At 68.9% G+C, this 21,003-nt stretch carries 18 protein-coding genes; 14 read left to right on the forward strand and 4 right to left on the reverse strand.

Annotated features, from left to right (window positions below; all coding sequences use genetic code 11):
* Positions 1-23: 23 nt before the first annotated feature.
* From HNR20_RS27710 to HNR20_RS27725, 4 genes are read left to right on the forward strand one after another with little or no spacing between them, the layout of a single operon-like run.
* Positions 24-764 (forward strand): SDR family NAD(P)-dependent oxidoreductase, encoded by a 741-nt coding sequence (locus HNR20_RS27710; protein WP_184185712.1) that lies wholly within the window; start codon positions 24-26, stop codon positions 762-764.
* Positions 755-1,645, forward strand: coding sequence for a TIGR03621 family F420-dependent LLM class oxidoreductase (locus HNR20_RS27715; protein WP_184185715.1), 891 nt, complete (start codon positions 755-757; stop codon positions 1,643-1,645). Before HNR20_RS27710 ends, HNR20_RS27715 begins: the two co-directional genes overlap by 10 nt.
* 38 nt (positions 1,646-1,683) lie before the next feature.
* Complete coding sequence (locus tag HNR20_RS27720) at positions 1,684-3,300, forward strand: MFS transporter (RefSeq protein WP_184185719.1); 1,617 nt, start codon at positions 1,684-1,686, stop codon at positions 3,298-3,300.
* A gap of 44 nt (positions 3,301-3,344) precedes the next feature.
* Positions 3,345-4,103, forward strand: a complete 759-nt coding sequence (locus HNR20_RS27725; protein WP_184185722.1) for a lysophospholipid acyltransferase family protein — start codon at positions 3,345-3,347, stop codon at positions 4,101-4,103.
* Here the strand turns inward: HNR20_RS27725 and HNR20_RS27730 are convergent.
* Entirely contained in the window at positions 4,096-4,794 is a 699-nt protein-coding gene (locus HNR20_RS27730; RefSeq protein WP_184185725.1) for a haloacid dehalogenase-like hydrolase, read from the reverse strand. The genes HNR20_RS27725 and HNR20_RS27730 overlap by 8 nt on opposite strands.
* Before the next feature lie 195 nt (positions 4,795-4,989).
* Between HNR20_RS27730 and HNR20_RS27735 the strand changes: the two genes are divergently transcribed.
* The 8 genes from HNR20_RS27735 (at position 4,990) to HNR20_RS27770 (ending at position 11,629) form a co-directional block, all read left to right on the forward strand.
* On the forward strand, positions 4,990-5,196 hold the full coding sequence (locus HNR20_RS27735) for a DUF1737 domain-containing protein (RefSeq protein WP_229687270.1): 207 nt from the start codon (positions 4,990-4,992) through the stop codon (positions 5,194-5,196).
* A gap of 99 nt (positions 5,197-5,295) precedes the next feature.
* Positions 5,296-5,583, forward strand: a complete 288-nt coding sequence (locus HNR20_RS27740; RefSeq protein WP_184185728.1) for a DUF4287 domain-containing protein — start codon at positions 5,296-5,298, stop codon at positions 5,581-5,583.
* A gap of 382 nt (positions 5,584-5,965) precedes the next feature.
* Complete coding sequence (locus HNR20_RS27745) at positions 5,966-6,739, forward strand: GntR family transcriptional regulator (RefSeq protein ID WP_184185731.1); 774 nt, start codon at positions 5,966-5,968, stop codon at positions 6,737-6,739.
* 155 nt (positions 6,740-6,894) lie between these two features.
* On the forward strand, positions 6,895-8,097 hold the full coding sequence (gene trpB, locus HNR20_RS27750; RefSeq protein WP_373291075.1) for a tryptophan synthase subunit beta: 1,203 nt from the start codon (positions 6,895-6,897) through the stop codon (positions 8,095-8,097).
* Entirely contained in the window at positions 8,094-8,876 is a 783-nt protein-coding gene (trpA, locus tag HNR20_RS27755; RefSeq protein ID WP_184185733.1) for a tryptophan synthase subunit alpha, read from the forward strand. Before trpB ends, trpA begins: the two co-directional genes overlap by 4 nt.
* Positions 8,877-9,012: 136 nt before the next feature.
* Complete coding sequence (locus HNR20_RS27760; RefSeq protein ID WP_184185735.1) at positions 9,013-9,582, forward strand: hypothetical protein; 570 nt, start codon at positions 9,013-9,015, stop codon at positions 9,580-9,582.
* A gap of 195 nt (positions 9,583-9,777) precedes the next feature.
* Positions 9,778-10,824, forward strand: a complete 1,047-nt coding sequence (locus tag HNR20_RS27765; RefSeq protein WP_184185737.1) for a fatty acid desaturase family protein — start codon at positions 9,778-9,780, stop codon at positions 10,822-10,824.
* A gap of 94 nt (positions 10,825-10,918) precedes the next feature.
* On the forward strand, positions 10,919-11,629 hold the full coding sequence (locus tag HNR20_RS27770; RefSeq protein WP_184185739.1) for a TioE family transcriptional regulator: 711 nt from the start codon (positions 10,919-10,921) through the stop codon (positions 11,627-11,629).
* 50 nt (positions 11,630-11,679) lie between these two features.
* Here HNR20_RS27770 and HNR20_RS27775 read toward each other — a convergent pair whose 3' ends face one another.
* Positions 11,680-12,174, reverse strand: a complete 495-nt coding sequence (locus HNR20_RS27775; RefSeq protein WP_184185741.1) for a MarR family winged helix-turn-helix transcriptional regulator — start codon at positions 12,172-12,174, stop codon at positions 11,680-11,682.
* Between the two features lie 72 nt (positions 12,175-12,246).
* On the opposite strand from HNR20_RS27775, the gene HNR20_RS27780 reads away from it, so the two are divergent.
* Entirely contained in the window at positions 12,247-12,723 is a 477-nt protein-coding gene (locus HNR20_RS27780; RefSeq protein WP_184185744.1) for a cupin domain-containing protein, read from the forward strand.
* A 351-nt stretch (positions 12,724-13,074) separates the two neighbouring features.
* Positions 13,075-16,062 carry a glycoside hydrolase family 95 protein gene (locus tag HNR20_RS27785; RefSeq protein WP_184185747.1) on the forward strand — a complete coding sequence of 996 codons (2,988 nt, stop codon included), beginning with the start codon at positions 13,075-13,077 and terminating at the stop codon, positions 16,060-16,062.
* Between the two features lie 72 nt (positions 16,063-16,134).
* Here the strand turns inward: HNR20_RS27785 and HNR20_RS27790 are convergent, their stop codons facing one another.
* Positions 16,135-19,590 carry an alpha-glucuronidase family glycosyl hydrolase gene (locus tag HNR20_RS27790; RefSeq protein WP_184185750.1) on the reverse strand — a complete coding sequence of 1,152 codons (3,456 nt, stop codon included), beginning with the start codon at positions 19,588-19,590 and terminating at the stop codon, positions 16,135-16,137.
* A 147-nt stretch (positions 19,591-19,737) separates the two neighbouring features.
* Positions 19,738-20,820, reverse strand: coding sequence for a LacI family DNA-binding transcriptional regulator (locus HNR20_RS27795; RefSeq protein WP_184185753.1), 1,083 nt, complete (start codon positions 20,818-20,820; stop codon positions 19,738-19,740).
* Positions 20,821-21,003 lie beyond the last annotated feature (183 nt).

A 21,003-nucleotide genomic window follows, 5' to 3' on the forward strand; every position in this document is an offset into this window, starting at 1 on the left:
GTTCGGAAGGCTGCGGAGATCGGATGCGTCTGAAAGGCAAGAACGCCGTCATCACCGGCGGGAACCGTGGGCTGGGCCGGGCCATCGCCCGGCACTTCCTGGCTGAGGGCGCGACAGTGACCTGTGCCTCCCGTACCGGCAAGGGTTGGGAGGAACTGCATCGGGACGCCCCCGACCGGTCGTTCCACGTGCCGGTCGAGGTCAGCGATCCCGCGTCGGTCGAGCAACTCGTCGCGACCGCCGCGGAGCGCATGGGTGGCATCGACGTCCTGGTCGCGAACGCCGCCGTACGGCACGACGGGCGGGTCGAGCGGCTGGCGCCGGAGGCGTGGACGGAGACCCTCACCGTCAGTCTCACCGGGGTCTTCCTCTGCACCCGCGCGGTGGTCCCGGTGATGGCCGGCAACGGCGGCGGTTGCATCATCAACATCTCGTCCGGCCTGGCCACCCGCGTGGCCGTCGGCACGGCGGCGTACAGCGCGGCCAAGGCCGGCGTCGAGTCGCTCACCCGGACCAGCGCCATCGAACTCGGCCCGAAGGGCATCAAGGTCAACTGCATCTCGCCGGGGCTGATCGACAGCGGGATGAGCGAGGCTCTGCGGCCGAACGTCGCGCTCTGGGAGATGTACACCAAACGCATCGCCATGGGCCGAGCCGGGCATGAGGACGAGGTCGCCAGCGCGGCGGTCTTCCTCGCCTCGGACGAGAGCTCGTACGTGAACGGACACGTGCTCGAAGTGAATGGAGGACTGCTATGGGCGTGAGGCCCTTCCGGTTCGGGGTGAGCCTGCACCACAACTGCGGCGCCGAGGAGTGGGCGAAGAAGTGCCGCCGGGCCGAGGAGTTGGGCTACGACGTCATTCTCATTCCCGACCATCTCCACATGCCCGCGCCGTTCCCGTCCATCGTCGCGGCCGCGTCGGTCACCGAGCGCGTGCTGTTCGGTACGTTCGTCCTGAACGCCGCCTTCTGGAACCCACGCCTGTTGGAGCGGGAGATCGCCACGACGCACCGGCTCACCGGGGGGCGCCTGGAGGTCGGCGTCGGCACCGGCTATGCGAAGGCCGAGTTCGACGAGGCGGAGATCCCCTTCGAGTCACCCGGTCGGCGGGTACGGCAACTCGACACCGTGGTCCAGCGGCTGACGGCCTCGTTCGCCGACCGGTCACAGTGGTCGGACTGCGCGGCGGCGCCCCGTCTGATGATCGGGGGCAGCGGCGACAAGGTGCTCGGCATCGCCGCTCGACACGCCGACATCGTCGGCCTCAGCCCGGTGGTCCGGGTCGACACGCCGGAGAAGTGGCGGGCGCTTCCCGCCGAGACGGTCGAGGAGCGGTCGCAGTACCTGCGCAAGCAGGCCGGTGACCGGTTCGACGACATCGAGGTCAACCTCATGATCCCCGCGGTGGTGCTGGCCGAGGACCGGCAGGCCGCGGCCGCGTTCGCCCAGCAGACCCGGACCCCGTACCTCACCCTGGAGCAGGTCCTGGAGGCTCCGGCGGGCCTGATCGGTACGCCGGAGGAGATCGCCGACCAACTGGTGCAGCGCCGCGAGCGGTACGGGATCTCCTACATCACCGTCCACGAGGAGTTCATGGAGCCGCTCGCTGCGGCCATGGCTGTTCTGGAGGACCGAAGCAGTTGACCGCGCTCCGGGGGAATCCCCGTTACATCCTCCTGGCGGTGTCGCTCGCATCGTTCATGACCTCGCTCGACATGACGATCATCAACATCGCCATGCCGAGCGTGGTCCGCGATCTCAACGCCTCGTTGACCACCGTGGCGTGGGCGGCCAACGCCTACCTCATCGTGGTGGCCGTGCTGGTCATCGTGACCGGCCGGCTGGGAGACCTGTACGGACCCCGCCGGCTGTTCGTCATGGGTTCGTTGCTGTTCACGCTCGCCTCGGCGGCGTGCGGGTTCGCGCAGAGCGAGGGTCAGCTCATCGCCGCCCGGGCGGTCCAGGGCCTCGGTGCCGCCCTGGTATATCCGCAGTCCATGTCGATCATCGTGGCCACCTTCCCGCCGCAGCGTCGCGGCGGGGCAATGGGCCTGTGGACGGCGGTCTCGGCACTGGCCTCGATCCTCGGACCGGTGATCGGCGGCACCCTCACCAGCTTCCTGAGCTGGCGTTACGTCTTCTTCCTGAACCTCCCGGTAGGCGTGATCATGATCGCGCTCTGCCTGGCGGCGGTGCCGCCGCTGAAACGCGGCCGGCGGCAACCGCTGCATCTGCAGGCCGTCATCCTCAGCACAGCCGCCCTGGTCTGCCTCACGTTCGGCCTGGTGGAGGGCGACCGGTTCGAGTGGGGGGTGATCTGGGGGCCGCTCAGCATTCCGCTGTTGCTGGTGCTGAGCGTCGTCCTGGCGGTGGCCTTCGTCGTGCTGCAGAAGAAGCGCCAGGACCGTACGCCGTTGGTGCCGTTCGAGCTGTTCGAGCTGACCAACTTCCGGCTCATGATCATCGTGACCACGATCCTGTCGATCGGCATCGTCGGCACCTCCGTACCGCTGTCGCTGTACGTACAGGCCGCCCTGGGCTACAGCCCGCTGAAGGTCGGGCTCGTCATGACCCCGATGTTCCTCAGCATGGCGTTCGTCGCTCCCTTCGCCGGCAAGCTCAGCGACCGGCTCAGCGCCCGGTACGTGCTGATGACCGGGCTCAGCCTCTACGCCGCCGGGATGGCACTGGTGGTGTGGGTCTCGAGCACCACGACGCCCTGGCAGCACTTCGTCCCCGGCCTCGTCGTGGCCGGCGTCGGCGCCGGCTGCACGTTCGCCCCGATGAACTCCATCGCGATGCACGACGTGCGACCACCGCAGGCGGGGGCCGCCGCCGCGCTGATGATGACCGCCCGCCAACTCGCCTCGGTCTTCGCCGCCGCCGTGCCCATCGCCCTGCTCCAGGGTCAGCTTGTCCGGCGAATGCCGGAGGAGGCCGCCGCGCTGGCGCCGACCCTGCCGGCCGGTGTCGGCGAACCGTTCGTGAATGCCTTTCGGCAGGCGTCGGCGTCCGGTCCGGATCAGACGGTGAGCGAGGTACTGGACGCGGTTCGTCGCAGCGGAGCGTCACCGGACGCGGTCGAGGCCGCCGGCCGGGCGGCGCACACCGTCTACAATGACAGTTTCGTGACGGCGCTACGACCGGCGTTGATAGTGCCGATCGGGCTGTTGCTCGTCGGCGTCGTATTCGCGTCCAGGGTGGTGCCCGCCGACCGGAGAGCGCCGGCCGCAGCGGACGATAACGATCATTCTGGCGTCGCCGAAGAGACCGACGCGCTGCCCCGGCCGGTAAGCTGATCATCGATGTTGGATCGGCGCGACCGGTGTGATGGGAGGCGGGAATGTTCTACTGGGCATTGAAGTACACGATCGGTTCAACCGTGAAGCTGATCTTCCGTCCCGAGGTGGCGGGCCGCGAGAACCTGCCGGAGAACGGCGCTGCCCTGCTGGTCGGAAATCACCCCTCCTTCTCGGATTCCGTGTTCCTCTCGGCGGTCATGCGTCGCAAGGTCGTCTACATCGCGAAGCTCGAATACTTCACCGGCACCGGGCTCAAGGGCCGGCTGCGGCGAATGGTGATCGGCGGGATGGGAAACATCCCGGTCGACCGGGCCGGCGGACGCAAGGCGGCCTCGACGCTCGGCACCGCGCAGGAGGTGCTGGAGCAGGGTGGCCTGGTCTGCATGTACCCGGAGGGGACGCGGCCACCGGACAACCGGCTCTACCGGGGCAAGACCGGGGCGGCCCGGATCGCGCTCGCCACCGGCGTACCGGTCATCCCGATCGCCATGCTGAACACCTACGAGATCCAGCCTCCGGGCAAGCTGATCCCGAAGGTCATGAGGGCCAGGATGGCCGTCGGTACGCCGATCGACCTGACCCCCTTCCGGGACCTCCCGTCCGGCGTCGCCTCGCGTGCCCTGACCGATGAGATCATGCGACGACTCCAAGCCCTCTCCGGTCAGGACTACGTGCACATGTACGCGCAGGCCGCCAGGCAGAAGTTCGAGAGCGGCGACCGGCCGCCGACCTGCCCGGAGGGCCCTCCGGACACTGGTAGCGGTGTCGTGACGCCGACCGGGGACGCCGCGGTCAGCTGACCGGTCCCGATGCCTTGTCCTCCCGGGAGAGGCGGCCACCCTTCCAGGTCACCGTGGTCAGCCGGGCACCGAGCAGCCGTCGTGCCCTCGCGACCTGGCGCGCGTTCGCGTTGACCAGCACGGCCCGCTCCGCGGCGGCAAGGACGGGAAGATCCGACAGCGAGTCGCTGTAGGCCACCCGCCAGGGCGGCGTCACTCCCTGGGCGGCGAGCTGCACCACCTTGGTCGCCCCGTAGTTGTGCACAATCAGCTTCGGCCCACGGATGTGCGAGGCCACGAGCTCGACCTCGGCGAGGCCGATCGCGTCGAGCACCGCGCGCGCCAGGGTGTGCTCGCACCCGGTGACCACGACGACCCGATCGCCCGCGTCGAGGTGGGTGCGGATCATCTCCAGGCCGGGCGCGATGATCCGCGCGGGCTCCGCGCCGAGGTCCGCGCCGAAACGCCCAAGCTCCGCCCGCAACTGGTCCGCGCTGCGGCCCAACAGACCGATTCGGCTCATCCACCACGCCGCCCGTGGACGGTAGGCGGGAATGGCGACCATGGGTGCGAGGAGAACAGCCAGGATGACGGCGACCGGCAATCGAGCGCCCGCGAAAACAATGCGTCGCATGAAAAGCCCGAATGCGTCCCCGCGCAGCAGTACGCCGTCGAAATCGAAGATGACGGTGGCGGCGGAAGGTGCCCTCATCAGTCTATCGGCTCCCAGGACACAGGTGATTCGACATGCGCCGAGTGTACGGGAGAGGGGTTACGGCAAACGGTTGGATCGCTTTCGGCTCGCTGAAGCGGCAGTTTCCACCGGCCAATGTGCGGGCGACCACGGCGACGGTAGCCCGTGATCTTGGAATGGATGACCCGGCGCGCTGGGCTCAGGCATAGCCGAGTGCACAATGTGCTGGTGTCAGAATCCCCTGAACCCCTCCGCTACCGGCTTATTACCGGACCCGACGATGCCGACTTCTGCGCCCGTATCAGCGGCCTACTCGACCAGGGCTACCGGCTGTACGGCTCCCCGGCGCTGACCTTCAACGGAGAACGGGTCATCGCCGCTCAGGCGGTGGTGCTGCCGAACTCGGCCGGCGAGCAGTGAACGTTGATCCGTGCGTCGCGCGAGCGATGCTGATCCGGGCGAGATGATCGGCGAGACTCGCCTCGAAAACCTGCCGAATCACCCCCCGAGAGGACCGACATGTCTTACCAGGCGTACCTGGATGCCATCGAAGCGAAGGCCGGCAAGACCCCGCAGCAGTTGCTCGACGAGGCCGAGAGTCGCGGCTTTGGTCCGCAGACCAGGGCAGCGATCGTGGTGGACTGGCTCAAGGAGGAGTACGGCGTCGGCCGCGGCCACGCCATGGCGTTCTATGGCGTGCTGAAGAACGGCGCGACGATTTCCGCGAAGCATGTCGGCACGTCCGGCAGTCATCGCGACGAGTCGCAGACCTTGCACCTCGACGGTGTCGCGAGTCGCCCCTCATGAGACCCGGCGTCAACTGGCGCGCAGAACCAGGCCGGGCGTCGGCGCCGGCGCGCAGCGTGTCCCCACGATCGCGCTCGAACATGGATGTAGTGGCCTCCTGAGAAGGCGAGGCCACTACATCCTGGATCGAGCGCGATCATGCCGAACATCCGGCCGGACGGACCGGCGGGTCGGCGCGGCTGGCGGAGTGGCGTACCCCGCGGCACGCCGCCGGAGGTCGGCGCCTGACTCCGCCGCACGGCAATCCGTCTGCGCCGCGACACCCGTGCGTAGGTCGGGACGGAGGTCAGCCATACGCTGGCACCCAGAAGAAGGACGTGGAGCTCCGCACTCATCGGGCGGCGCGACCCGCTCCGTTCCGACTCTCAGGGCTGGGCAGAGCATGCGCGACATTCCGGGTAGGACTCCGAAGTACATGGTCATCCGCGACGACCTGATCAGGCGGATCAGCAGTGGAGAGTTCGCTCCCGGCGACGCGCTACCCGGTCAGCGCCACCTGAGCGAGGAGTACGGCGTCAGCCTCATGACGCTGCGGCAGGCGCTGGACGAGCTCTGCGGTCGGGGAGTGGTCGAGCAGCTTCCCGGCAAGGGCACCTACGTCCGGGCGCTGCCGGTCCCGTACTCGATGGGCAATCTGCGCAGCCTGGCCGACGACTTGCGCGCGCACGGCATCGAGGTGCTGACCCGGGTGCTCAGCCACGAGATCATCTCCGTGCCCGACGACCTCGTCACGCGGTTGGGGATCCCCACGGACGGCGAGGTGCTCAAGCTGGAGCGGATCCGGGTCGTCCGGGGCAGACCGCTGATCCACCAGCTGTCCTACCTTCCGCAGCCCTTCGCCGGGCTGCTCAAGGACGTCGACTTCGAGGAGCAGGAGTTGTACGCCGTGCTCGCCGAGCGGGCGGACGCGGTGGCCGTACAGGCCGAGGAGAGGATCTCGCCGGTGCTGATGCCCGAGCGCATCGCCGACCTGCTCGGACTGCCTGCCGGTGAGCCGGCCATGCGTAGCGAGCGGATCACCCGGGACGCCGACCGGCGCACGCTGGTCGTCGACCTTGCCATCCTCGCCGGGAACAGCGTCGTGATCATGAATACCCGTGAGGTCAGCGGCGATCAGGTCAGCTATGCGATGGGCGACGGCACCGGACTGTCGTGACCGCTGGCACCTCGGCGCGGGACCTGCCTACAGCTCGTCGTGCTGGCCGTGCGGTCGAGGCAAACTGTTCTAGAACTATTTCTCCAGAGATCTAGAACTCGACCCGGCGCCCTGCTATAAAGGCCTTACTGTTATAGAACTGTGAGAGGATTGCCGTGGATCAGCTACTGCGCACCGTCCACCAGCCCGGCCCGGTCGACTCTCGCCGACCCTCGGGGCTCGGCAGGTTCGGCGAGTACGGCGGGCGCTTCGTTCCCGAATCGCTGGTCCCGGCCTGCGAGGAGGTCGAGCGAGCCTTCGCCGAGGCGTGGGACGACCCGCTGTTCCGGGCCGAGCTGAACCACCTGCTCTCCGTCTACGTCGGCCGCCCGACGCCACTGACCCCCACGGCGCGACTCTCCGCGGAGCTGGGCGTCAACCTGCTGCTCAAGCGCGAGGACCTCACCCACACCGGCTCCCACAAAATCAACAACGTGCTGGGTCAGGCGCTGCTGGCGCGGCGGATGGGCAAGCGGCGGCTGATCGCCGAGACCGGTGCGGGCCAGCACGGCGTGGCCACCGCCACCGCCGGGGCTCTGCTCGGCATGGCGACCACCGTCCTGATGGGCGAGAAGGACACCGAACGGCAGCAACTCAACGTCTTCCGGATGAAGATGCTCGGGGCCGAGGTGATACCGGTGACCTCCGGCAGCCGCACCCTCAAGGACGCCTGCAGCGAGGCTCTGCGCCACTGGGTCACCTCCGTCGACGACACCTACTACTGCCTCGGCTCGGCGATGGGCCCGCACCCGTACCCCTGGATGGTTCGCCAGTTCCAGCGGGTGATCGGTGACGAGGCCCGCGTGCAGTGCGCGGCCGACCTCGTCACCGGCACGCCCGACTACGTCGTTGCCTGCGTCGGCGGCGGGTCCAACGCGGCCGGCACGTTCGCCGGCTTCGTCGACACGCCGGCCCGCCTGATCGGCGTCGAGGCGGCCGGTGGCGCCGCGATCAGCGCCGGCACGACCGGCGTGCTGCACGGCTTCCGATCCAAGGTCCTGCAGGACGAGCACGGGCAGATCAGCGAGGCCCACTCGATCGCCGCCGGCCTGGACTACCCGGGTGTCGGCCCGGAGCACGCGTACCTGGCCGATTCGGGCCGGGCCACCTACGTGACGGTGGACGACACCGAGGTGCTGGCCGCGACCCACCGGCTGGCCCGCACCGAGGGCATCCTCTGCGCGCTGGAATCCGCCCACGCGGTCGCCTGGGTGATCCGCGCTGCCGGCGACGGCACGATCCCTCCGGGCTCGACGGTGATGCTGACGCTCTCCGGCCGGGGCGACAAGGACATGGCGACCCTGATGGAGCTGTCGTGAACGCAGTGGAAAACCGGGCCCGCGCGGCCAAGGCCGCCGGCCGCAAGCTGCTCGTGCCGTACGTGACCGGTGGTGTCACCGAGAAGTGGACCGACCTGCTGCGGGCCGCCGTGGACGCGGGCGCCGACGCCATCGAGATCGGCCTCCCGTTCTCCGATCCCACCCTGGACGGGCCGGTCGTGCAGCAGTCGTCGTACCAGGCGTTGAGCCGGGGCGTCACCACCCGACAGATCCTCGACGAGGTCTCCCGGCTCGGACTGCCCGTGCCGCTGGTCGCGTTCACCTACGCCAACCTGGTCCTGCACGCCGGCGCCGATCGGTTCTGCGCCGCGCTCGCCGACGCCGGGGTGGGCGGCCTGATCGTGCCGGACATGCCGGTCGACGAGATGGAGCCGGTCGCCACTGCGGCGGCGGATACCACGCTGGACCTGGTGCTGCTCGCATCCCCGGCGACCGCGCCACTGCGGCGCACCGAGATCGCCAAGCGCAGCCGAGGCTTCATCTACGCCGTCAGTGTCATGGCGACCACGGGCGAGCAGTCGCAACTGGGGCAGGCCGGCCGGCAACTGGTGACGTCGCTGCGGCAGGCCACCGACCTGCCCGTGGTTCTCGGCTTCGGGATCTCCGGTCCACGGCAGGCGGCCGAGGCCTGTGGTTACGCCGACGGTGTCGCGGTGGGCTCGGCGCTCATGCGTCGCGTGCTCGACGGGGCCGGGGCGGCGGAGCTCGGCGACTTCCTGGCGCAGCTCCGGACGGCGCTGGACACGACCGCCCGGTGACGACCGCCTGGTGACGACCCGCGCCCGCTGGGCGCAGTTGCCGAGCCGCGGCGATGGGTGGCCGCCGGCGTCGTACTGGCCCACGATGGTGGGAAACCGAGATGACGTGAGTCGTCGATTGGTGGATCTTGTAGCGATGGCAACCGCGGACGACATGAGCGACGCCGAGAACTGGACGGGCGGGTTCTACGAGGTCATGCTCGTCCTCGGCGCAACCGACGACGCCCGGCTCGACCGAGCCGTGCGGTCTCTGTGGCGGGCCGCCGGTGTCCGCGAGTGCCGCGTGGGGCCTGAACTGCTCGACGTCGAGCCTGGTGCGGCCGCGTTCGAGATGGGTGGGCACCTGCGCGGGACGCTGACCCTGCCGTCGGGCGACCGAATGGTCTGTGGTGGCTTCTCCTACCGGTACGAGGGGATCGACAGCCTCGAGCTCTACCTACCACTCGGTGCGCTGGGCCGGCTCGACGAGCGGATCGGCGGATACCCCTTCGATGAACGTAGCGGCGTCGAATCACTGACGTGGCGCGCGCCGCTCGACCGGTGGCTCGCCGACGTGGCCGTCGCCGTACACGCCGACGTGCCCTTCCACCGTGCCGTCATCGGCTTCGAGGTCGATCAGGACATCGACATCACCGCCGATGAGAGGTATGCCGCCGTTCTGTTGCCCTACCCCGAAGGCATGGACTACCGGCCAGCAACCGCATGACCGTCTGAGGCCTTCCTGGTCAGGATGTGAGCCGCCGTTTTCTCCTGCGGGGACCCGGCCGTGAGGAAGACTGGAACCATCAGCGGCGGTTCGCGTTCGATCTCGGTGCTACGACGATCGGATCGCGCGCCTCTCGGGCCTTGGCTGACGGCGGAGCGAGCGCGCTGATGGGCGGGCTTACAAGGAGTGGCGAGGGTGAGCAATACGGATCTTGGCGCCCGCAGTGACCGGGGCAGCGAATACGCCGACCTGTCCCGCCTGGTCCGAGGCGCGGGCCTGCTCGACCGACGACCGCGCTACTACGCGGCGCGGGTGACGGTGGTGCTGGGTTGCCTCGGGGTCGTGGGCGTGATCTTCGTTCGGCTCGGGCCGTCGTGGTGGCAGGCGGCTACCGCCGCCGCCGTCGCGGTGCTCTTCGCGCAACTGGCGTTCCTCGGTCATGACGCGGGACATCGACAGATCTTCCGCACCCGCCGGGCGAACGACGTGGTTGGCCTGGTCTGTGGAAACCTGCTGACCGGGATCAGCTACGGCTGGTGGGTCGACAAGCACAACCGCCACCACGCACACCCGAACACCGAAGGCCGAGATCCCGACATCGTGGTGGTGCCGCTGTCCTTCACCCCGGGTCAGGCCGCGGCGCAGCGTGGCCTGCGGGCGCTGTTCGTCCGGCACCAGGCGGCGCTGTTCTTCCCCCTGCTGATGGTGGAGGGTCTGCATCTGCACGCCGCCAGCGTCAAGGCGATCGTCATCCGCGGCGGACTGAGGCACCGAGCAGCGGAGGCGGTCCTGCTCGTCCTGCACCTCGCCGGCTACCTCACCGCCGTCTTCCTGGTCCTGAGCGTTCCGCAGGCGATCGTGTTCATCCTGGTCAACAAGGCTCTGTTCGGTCTGTACCTGGGCAGCTCCTTCGCCCCGAACCACAAGGGGATGCCCATCCTGAACGAGGCCGACGACCTCGACTACCTACGCCGACAGGTCCTCACCTCCCGCAACGTACGTGGCGGGCGGCTCATCGACGGTTTGCTCGGTGGGCTCAACTACCAGATCGAGCACCACCTCTTCCCCAGCATGCCCCGGCCGAACCTGCGCAACGCCCAACCGTTGATCCGCCAGTTCTGCGTCGATCACGGCATCGCCTACCACGAAACCACCCTGATCCAGTCCTGGGCGCAGGGCCTGGCACACCTACGGGCGGTCGGGACCAGAGCGACCCGGCCGGGTGACGATCGCTCGTCGTAACCGCCGACCAGCCCGGCGGCGAGCTGGTAATCGCCGCCCCCAACGGTATCGTCGACGCCGACCGTTGAGACTTTCGAGCGGTATTGGCAGGGCTGTGGGGCGAAACCTTCAAGACCGTGGACGACTCAGGCCGGTTGACCTGGCGCGAGCGCACGGTCTGTCGACGCAGGCGGTCAGGAACTACGAGGAGGCCGGCATCCTCCCGACCGCTGAACGGACCTCGCACGGCTACCGCACCTACACACCGCGGCACGCGCAGGCACTGCACGCGTTCCTCGCGCTCGTGCCCGGACACGGGCACCGGACGGCCACGGCGATCATGCAGGCGGTCAACCGGGGCGCGACCGAGGACGGGCTGCGGCTGATCGACGAGAGTCACACTCAGCTCGTCGAGGACCGTCGCACCCTCGAGGCCGTCGAAGCCGCGCTTGGCGACCTGGAGCCCTCGCCACCGCAACGGGGAGACCTGTTCGTCGGTCCACTGTCGAAGAGGCTCGGCGTTGGCCCGGCCACCCTTCGCAAATGGGAACGAGCTGGCGTGGTCCAGCCGGACCGTGACCCGCAGACTGGCTACCGGCTCTACCGCGCGGCCGACGTACGCGACGCTCTGCTCGCGCACCAGCTCAGGCGAGGCGGCTACCTGCTGGAGCAGATCGCCCCGCTGATCGCCCAGGTCCGGTCGGCTGGAGGAATCGCGCCGCTCGAGTCCATGCTGAGCGACTGGCGTGCCCGCCTCTCGGCCAGGAGTCGTGCCATGCTCAGCGGCGCTGGCGCGCTGGACGCCTACCTTCGCCGTGAATCGTGACGGCCGGGTCGTCGACCGCTCAGCTCCGGACCCAGTTGCGCTGCGCCGTGTCAGCGATCGACTGCGCGGGCGAGTTCGCGCAGTAGGTCGGCCAGGCGGCGGGCGTCGGTGGGGTCGAGCTTTCCGAGCGCCTCGCGTTGCACCGCTAGCCCCGCTGTGACTGCCTCGTCGACGAGGTCGCGGCCGGCGGGGGTGAGCTGCGCGCGAAGCGAGCGGCGATCGCTGGGATCGGATGTACGCGTGATGAACCCGGCCTTCTCCAACTTGTCGAGCCGCCCGGTCATGCCGCCCGTGGTGAGCATGAGGGTGTCGGAGAGCTGCTTGGGGGAGAGGTTGAACGGCTCGCCGCTGCGGCGCAGCGTGGCCAGCACGTCGAACTCGCCTCGTCCGATGCCGAGGCGCTGGTACGCCCGCTCCGTCCGGTCGCCGATGGCGGCCGCGACGCGGTAGACGCGGCCGAAGACCTCCATGGGCAGCAGATCGTCGAGGTCGGGGCGCTCGTCGCGCCACTGGTCGAGGATCGCGTCGACGGCATCGTGGGTCATGGCGAACACAATAGCTTGACGGCAAGTAGCTTAGTGCTAAGTTAGTGACAAGCAAACTTGTGGAGGATCGTCATGACGTACACGGCGGAGTTCGGCGCGGTCAGCGCCCTGCACTATCCGGAAGCCGCGCAGGAGCGGATGGTGATGAGGTCCGGCACGGTCGGTCGGTTCGTTGCGCCGGGCACCGCCACCCAGGGCCGCTTCGGCCTCTTCGAGTGGCGGATGCCGGCCAGGGCCGGCGGGGCCGACGCACACTTCCACCGGACCTTCTCCGAGTCCTTCTACGTGGTGTCCGGGACGGTGCGGCTCTACGGCGGGTCGGGCTGGATCGACGGGCGGCCCGGCGACTTCCTGCACGTACCCGAGGGTGGTGTGCACGGGTTCCGCAACGACAGCGACGCAGAGGCCGTGATGCTGATCCTGTTCGCACCGGGCATCCCGCGCGAGGCCTACTTCCGCGAGCTCGCCGAGATCGCCGCGGCCGGCCGGACGCTGTCCGAAGAGGAGTGGACCGACCTGTTCGCCCGCCACGACCAGTACCGCGCCTGAGGAGACGCCTGATCGGTGTCGTACATCTGATGTATGAGCATCCGGGGCGGCCAGCGGTGGCCCGTCTGCGGCGCCCCACCCCGGCGGGCCGCGGCGGTCCACTGCTGACTCCCTGGCGATTTGCCTTGTCACCAGGGCCGGGTAGGGCGACGCCCACGTATCGATCGATCATTGCCTATTTTATGGCTCCGGAGTAACCTTCCCGAAACACATCAGATGTCTGACCGTCTCAGGGTCCAGCACCGGTCTGCGCAGCAAGGGTCCCGGTTGGCCCATCATGCGGATCCCCCGGTCAGGTTCCGTAGTTGTCACGCTTCGGGGTGGCCGGATCGGTCACCGTTTGGAGGACCGATGTCAGACCTGACCAGACGGCAAGCCCTCAAGATAGGCGCAGCCGGCGCTCTCCTGCCGCTGCCCTGGACGGCCGCGGCCCGAGCAGACTCGGCGGCGCCGCCGCAGGTGCTGGCCGCAGGGGATCTCGCGCTCTGGTACGACGAGTCCGCCGGCACCGACTGGTTACGGGCGCTGCCGATCGGCAACGGCCGGCTGGGTGCCATGGTCTTCGGCAACGTCGACACGGAACGACTGCAGCTCAACGAGGACACCGTCTGGGCCGGCGGCCCCCACGACCCCAGCAACCCCAGAGGCTTGGCGGCACTGCCGGAGATCCGGCGGCTGGTCAACGCCAGCCAGTGGACCCAGGCCCAGGATCTCGTCAACCAGAACATGATGGGCAACCCCGGCGGTCAGCTGGCCTACCAGACCGTCGGCAACCTCCGGCTCGCCTTCGGGTCCACCAGCGGAGCGTCACAGTACGACCGGACGCTCGACCTCACTACCGCGACCACCTCGGTGACGTACGTGCTGAACGGCGTTCGCCACCAGCGGGAGGTGTTCGCCAGCGCACCCGATCAGGTCATCGCGATGCGGCTGACCGCCGACCGGAGCGGTTCGATCAGCTTCACCGCCACCTTCGACAGCCCGCAACGCACCACCGTGTCCAGCCCGGACGGCACGACGATCGGCCTCGACGGCATCTCCGGAAACATGGAGGGCGTCACCGGCGCGGTCCGCTTCCTCGCCCTGGCCAACGCGACCGTCAGCGGCGGCAGCGTGTCCAGCTCCGGCGGCACCCTGCGGGTCACCAACGCCACCAGCGTGACCCTGCTGATCTCCATCGGCTCCAGCTACGTCAACTACCGCAACGTCGGCGGCGACTACCAGGGCATCGCCCGACAGCGCCTCTCCGCCGCGCGGGCCAGCAGCTACGACCAGCTGCGCAGCCGGCACGTGGCCGACTACCAGGCGCTGTTCGGCCGGGTCAGCCTCGACCTGGGCCGCACCTCCGCCGCCGACCAGACGACCGACGTCCGGATCGCCCAGCACAACAGCGTCGACGACCCGCAGTTCTCCACGCTGTTGTTCCAGTACGGCCGGTACCTGCTGATCTCCTCCTCGCGACCGGGCACCCAACCGGCCAACCTCCAGGGCATCTGGAACGACTCGCTGACCCCGGCGTGGGACTCGAAGTACACGATCAACGCCAACCTGCCGATGAACTACTGGCCGGCCAACACGACAAACCTGGCCGAGTGCCACAACCCGGTCTTCGACATGGTCCGGGACCTGTCGGTCACCGGCGTGCGCACCGCGCAACTGCAGTACGGCGCCGGGGGCTGGGTCACCCACCACAACACCGACGCGTGGCGCGCCACCTCGGTGGTGGACGGCGCCTTCTGGGGCATGTGGCAGACCGGCGGCGCCTGGCTCTCCACGTTGATCTGGGACCACTACCTGTTCAACGGCGACGTCGAGTTCCTGCGCACCAACTATCCGGCGATGAAGGGCGCCGCGCAGTTCTTCCTGGACAGCCTGGTGACCGAGCCGACCCTCGGGTACCTGGTGACCAACCCGTCGAACTCACCGGAGCTCAGCCACCACTCGAACGCCAGCGTGTGCGCCGGCCCGACGATGGACAACCAGATCCTGCGGGACCTCTTCGACGCGTGCGCCCGCGCGAGCGAGATCCTCAACGTGGACAGCACCTTCCGGGCACAGGTTCGCGCCACTCGGGACCGGCTCGCGCCCATGAAGATCGGTTCACGCGGCAACATCCAGGAGTGGCTCTACGACTGGGTCGAGACCGAGCCCAACCACCGGCACATCTCACACCTGTACGGGCTGGCCCCCAGCAACCAGATCACCAAGCGCGGCACCCCACAGCTCTTCGAGGCGGCCCGACAGACCCTGGCGCTGCGTGGCGACGACGGAACGGGCTGGTCGCTCGCCTGGAAAATCAACTTCTGGGCGCGGATGGAGGAGGGAAAACGGGCCCACGACCTGATCCGCTACCTCGCCACCACCGCCCGGCTCGCGCCCAACATGTTCGACCTGCACCCGCCCTTCCAGATCGACGGCAACTTCGGTGCGACCGCCGGCATCGCCGAGATGCTGCTGCAGAGCCACACCGGCGAGCTGCACATCCTGCCCGCGCTGCCGCCAGCCTGGCCGAGCGGTCGGGTCGCCGGCCTGCGAGGTCGGGGTGGGCACACGGTCGGCATCACGTGGGCCAGCGGGCTGGCCACCGAGATCCTCCTGCGTCCGGATCGCACCGGCACCGTCCGCCTGCGGTCCCGGATCCTGACCGGCACCGTCACGGTGGTCGACACCGCCGACGGTACGGCTCCCCGGACCACCCGGATCGAGTCCGACCTGATCGAGGTCACCGTGCAGGCCGGACGCACCTACCGGGTCACCAGTTCCGGCGCCACCACACCGACGCTGGAGCAGAGCTTCACCAACGCCGGCCTCACCAACGACAGCAACACCAACGCCGGAAACTTCGACGGCAACGGGGCCACGCTCTCCGCGCAGGCCCTGGCACAGGCCGGCGCCAGCCCCGGCAGCACGGTGAGCCGCGACGGGGTCAACTTCCGCTGGCCCAACGTCAGCCCGGGCGCCGCCGACAACGCCATCGCCTCGGGGCAGTCGATCAGCGTGACCGGCACCGGCAGGAGGCTCGGCTTCCTCCTGACCGGCACCTACGGCACCGTGTCGGGGACCGGCACGGTGGTCTACGCCGACGGCACCCGCCAGACGTTCACGCTGAGCTCGCCCGACTGGTACGGCGGGCCGCACTCCGGAGGCACGGCGGCGATCGTGTCCGCGTACCAGAACCGGCCGAACAACCAGCGCCACGCCACTGCTGCCTGCATCTACTACGTGGGTGTCGCGTTGCAGAGCAAGGCCGTGGCCCGGGTCGAGTTGCCCAACATCAGCGCACGGCCCGCGGCCAACGTCCCGACCATGCACATCTTCGCCATCGCGATCGGGGCCTGACGGCACCGGATCCCGCACCGGGTGAACGCGTCCGGGCCTGTCCCAACCGGGACGGACCCGGACGCGTTACCACTAGCGGATGCGCTCCCCTCGGCTCTCGATCCGGAAGTGGTCGAAGGCGACGTCGAGGTCGGTGGAGGTGCCGGCCCGGTTGAAGGCCATCAGCCCGGCCTTCGTCGGCTCGGTCGTCAACGTCGTGGAGCCGATGTAGCGGTAGACGCTTCCGTCGGCCGAGTAGTAGGCGCGGTAGCTGTCCCCGATCTTGGTCAGTCGGAGCCAGATGGCGCCGTCGGGCCCGACGATCCGCTGGGCGTCGGCGCCGGTGATCTCCAGCGTCGATGCCGCGCCGTTCTGCTCGCGGAGGAGGACGAGCCGGACCTTGTTGGCGGCGGTTGCGTTGCCCATCTCCCAGGCGAGCTTCACGTAGTTGTTGTCGTCGGCGTACGCGAGAACGCCGCCCTGCTCGTTGTTGTTGGCGAGTGGTCGGGAGAAGGCGATCCTGGATTCGGCCGTCCAGTCGCCGTTGACATCCTGAAGGGCCAGGTTCTTCGCGGTGTTGGCGTTGCCCTGCAGGTCACCCTGCTGGGCGGTGATGACCAACGATCCGTCGGCCAGCCGCCACCTGCTCTCGTCCGGCCGTACCCACTGCCACTGGGATCCGAGTTGGGTCGAGCCGAACTCGTCGCTGCCGGTGATGGTGGTGTTGAGGTCCACCGTGTAGACCGACGATGCCTCGCCGTTCGTGACAGTGACCCGCGCCTGTCCGGTGGCGCTGGTCGCCTGCTCGACGGCGACCGAGGCGGCGGGATCGGCGGCACGGGCGGTGACCGTCGGCACGGTCGCGGTGCCGGCCGGCACGAGGGCGTTGTAGCGGAGCACCGTCGGTGAGAAAGACGCCAGGCGCTTGCCATCGACGCGCAGGGCCGTCAGCGTGGTGTCGGGCACCAGGTTGAAGACGTAGTTCTTCACGAGCGGGCCGAAGAAGCTCTCCGTCGTCACCTTGACGACCGCCTGCCCGGGCACACCGGCGGCTTGGGAGACGATCTCGTAGCGTGCCTTCCGGTCGGCCGTCCGCACCTTCGTGATGGTCGGCGACGCCCCGGCCGGGACCGGGATGGTGTACGAGTCGTCGGACAGGTTGAAGCCGCCGAACTCCTTCCCGTTCACCACGATCTTCGCCGAGAGCGGCGCGTCGTCGACCGGGATGTCCCGCCCGCTGAACTCCTTCCAGTAGTGCACCGAGGTGTCCCGCCAGTCGGCGGCGTCCGCCTCGTGGACGGCCAGCTTGGCGCGGACCTCCGCGAACCGTCGCGCGTCGATGTCGGGCTGGAGGGCGTCCCAGGTCTCCCGCATCCAGGTCACGTACTGGACGCCCATCTGGTAGCGGTAGACCAGCTCGTCCCAGAAGGTCCGGCCGCTGTCCATCCGATGGCCCCACGGCACATGGTGGAACCACATCAGCAGGTTCTCCGGGACCGAGTCGATGTCCCCGTAACGCTGCTGGAGCCGCGGGAAGTACTGGGCGGCCAGGTTGCTGCCGGTGGGGGAGCGGTCGAAGCCGAGGCCGACGGTGTCGGCCTTGTTGTAGTAGACCGGGCTCCAGTCGTCGCGCCCTGCCCAGTCGGCGGGGTCGGGGCGGTACTGGGCGCCCTCGGCGAACTGGTGGCCGATGCCCAGCGGCGTCTGGTAGCTGACCAGCGCCTCCCACGAGCCCATCATCATCTTCCGGATGGTGTCGACGACACGCCTGTCATTGCCCCAGGTCATCCGGGTCCAGTCGGTCGCGATCTCCGCCGAGTTGAGCTTCCAGTCCCAGGCCTGGCGGCCGAAGGCGAAGAGGTTCGCCTGAGAGAAGTGGTGCCCGGTCAGGTTGTCGGCGTTGCCGAGGTTGGCGACGCCGACGATGGCGGTGTCCGGATGGTGCTGGGCGCTCCCGTCGACGATGTCACCAACCAGGCGCTTCTTCAGCAGCTTGCCGTTCTCGTCGGTCGCGTACGTGTCGGTCTTGAGGATCTCCTCGTACATCGGGCCGAGGTAGCTCAGCATCCAGTTCTGGCCCGTGTACTCCTGAGTGATCTGGAGTTCCAGGGCCTGGTTGGTGTTCTCCATCCGGCCGAACATCGGGTGGATGGGCTCCCGGGCCTGGAAATCCAAAGGTCCGTTCTTGGTCTGCAGGAACACGTTGTCGGCGAAGCGTCCCCTGGTGCCGTCGGGCTGGGCCTCGTCGTCGATCGGCCCGAACTCCAGGTAGGCCCGCTTGAGTCGATCGTTGTCGACCTCGGCGTTGTAGACGAACGTCCGCCAGTGGACGGTCATCCCGAGCGGTGCGACCGCGGCGCCGATGGCGTTGGCGCCATCACCGTGGTCGTACCCGAAGTCCTGGGGCCCGGGCTGACCCTCCGAGTTGGCCTTCACGGTGAAGCCCATGAAGTCCGGAATGGCGGTCTTGATCAGTTGGGCTCTGCGGTTCCACCAGCCCCGGAAGTCGGCGCCGTAGGGGTCGAGTTGGCTGTTGGTCAGCGTGTCCGGAGCGAATCGGCTGTCCGTCGGCGCGGTGTAACGGATCGAGAGGCCCAGCTTGATGCCGTACGGACGCAGGGCGTCGGCGAGAGCGGCCTCCTGCGCGATGCGAGCGCTCGTCAGGTACGCGTTGTCGGCGTTGACGTTGTTGATGGTGATGCCGTTGATGCCGAGCGACGCCAACGCGCGTGCCACGACGATGTAGCGGTCGAGGATGACGGGCAGATTCCTGCCGGCGCTCGCTCCGGTGGCGGCGAAGTTGAAGATCGCCCCGTTCTCCCCGTTCAACCCGCCCAGTCCGGAGGCGTTGTTGCCGGCGTAGAGGCGCTCGGTCTCCCAGTTGTTCAACAACCGGTGCTTGATCTTCGGTGTCTCCGAGATGCGGAGGTGGTCGACGGGCTTCTGCGTCTGCATCAGCCGTAGGAACGCGTAGGTCCCGTAGAGCGCGCCGAGGTCGGTGTTGCCGGCGATGACGGTGAACCGGTCCTTTCCACGGGACAGGGAGCGCACGAGGTAACCCTCGTTGCCGACGTCGGCCAGCTCGCGGGTCGAGACGGTGTGGCGCACCAGCGGTGAGCTTGCCGGCGTGCCCACCACGACCGAGCCGTCCGGGATCTTGCCGCCGTTCACCGTCGTCACGGGTGGCGCCTGACCGAGGAGCCCGCCCAGACCGCGCACCAACTCGTCCCGGGCGGCTCCGAGCGTGGTCTCGGCCAGCTTCTCGGTGGAGCCGGGCGCCATGGCGAGGTCTGCCGTGTGCCGGTGGACCTTGTCGGCGTCGGCGTTCTCGACCACGATCGCCGTGGCCGTTCGACGGTAGTCGCGGAGCAGCTTCGCGTCGCTGACCGGCACGTACCGCAGCCACAGGTCTGAGCCGCTGTAGTCGTCCGGCGGCGGGGCGGCGGCAACGGGTGTCGTGGCGACCGCGAGGGTGGACGCGACCATGGCGAGCGCCGTGCCCAGCACGATGAGACTTCGCCGCAGCCTGGGCACCGAACCTCGGTTCATTGCCTTCTCCTCCTTCGTCCGCTCGAGACGCCGATCGGCCGTCTCGCGAACGCAGTGACGTAGATGGATGGGCGGGTGCGCCGATCCTGTCCGGCGCCGCCAAGCCTCGGCAACGAGTTGTCGTTTCTTGTCGCGGGCCTTCCGGCCTCACGACAGGTGCGCCGCCGGCTGGGTCGCGGGCCTCTGCCGTACCCATGGGGGGCGGGACCGACCCGGGCTCAGGTTGCGCGGGGCCGTCGACTGGCGGACCACGAGCCGCACCGGCAGGACCATCGGCCGGCCGGTGTGCCCAGGGGCCCCCTCGATCATCGTGAGCAGGTGCCGGGCCGCGGCCGAGCCCGCCGCGTAGAACGGCGCCGCGACCGTGGTCAGCCCCGGCGTGACGATGTCGGCGGCGAGGATGTTGTCGAAGCCCACGATGCTGACGTCGCCCGGAACGTTGACGCCCTTGCGGGTGAGACCACGGATGAGGCCAATCGCCATCTGGTCGTTGAAGGCGAGGACCGCCGTCGCCGGACGAGCGCACAACTCCTCGGCGGCTCGCTCGCCGCCCTCGATGGTCGGGCTGAACGGGCCGATCTGGCGCACCTTGATCTCCAGCTCCATGCCCGCTTCGAGCAGCGACCGCCAGCGGATGCCGTTCGGCCAGGACGCCTCCGGACCTGCGACGTACGTGATGTGGTCGTGTCCCAGCTCGCCGAGGTGCTCGGCGGCCCTCCGGGCCCCACGGGGGTTGTCCGTCACGACGCAGGGCACGTCCGCGATGGCGCGGTTGAGGACCACCACCGGCCGCTGCTTGGCGAACATCCGGATGGCCGAGTCGGACATCCGGCTGCTGGCCAGCACGATGCCGTCGACGGTCGACATCGTGCGTTCGATGGCCGCCCGTTCCACCTGGTCGGACTCCTGGGCGTCGATCAGCACGGTGGTGTATTCGTCGCCGATCGCCGCCTCCTGTGCACCGCGAACGATCTCGGCGTACACCGGGTTGGTGATGTCGGCGATGACCAGCGCGATCATGTGCGTGCGGGCCGTGGTGAGCGCGCGCGCCAAGGGGTTGGTCCGGTAGCCCAGCCGCTCGGCGACCTGCCGGATCCGTTCGGCGGTCTCGGAATTGACGCGGCTCGGTCGGGAGAAGGCGCGGGACACCGTGGACGGTGAGACGGCGGCTTCGAGCGCGACGTCGTAGATCGTGACCCTCTTGTCGGGCGGCCTGGTGTGGTCGGGCATCTGGTGCTCCCCCCGGCTGCGCGCCGTGATCATGCTATGACGTCGGTGAGTACCCGGCAACGCCCACGCAACAATCCGTTCGCCTAGACACATTCGCGCGAGGCAATACATGGCAACCCATTGCCGTGAGGCCGCGCCGGCTGTCTCAATGCTTCACGGACGGCGCAGGTAGGGCGACCCCGC

Source organism: Micromonospora parathelypteridis, assembly GCF_014201145.1.
Lineage (GTDB): Bacteria > Actinomycetota > Actinomycetes > Mycobacteriales > Micromonosporaceae > Micromonospora > Micromonospora parathelypteridis.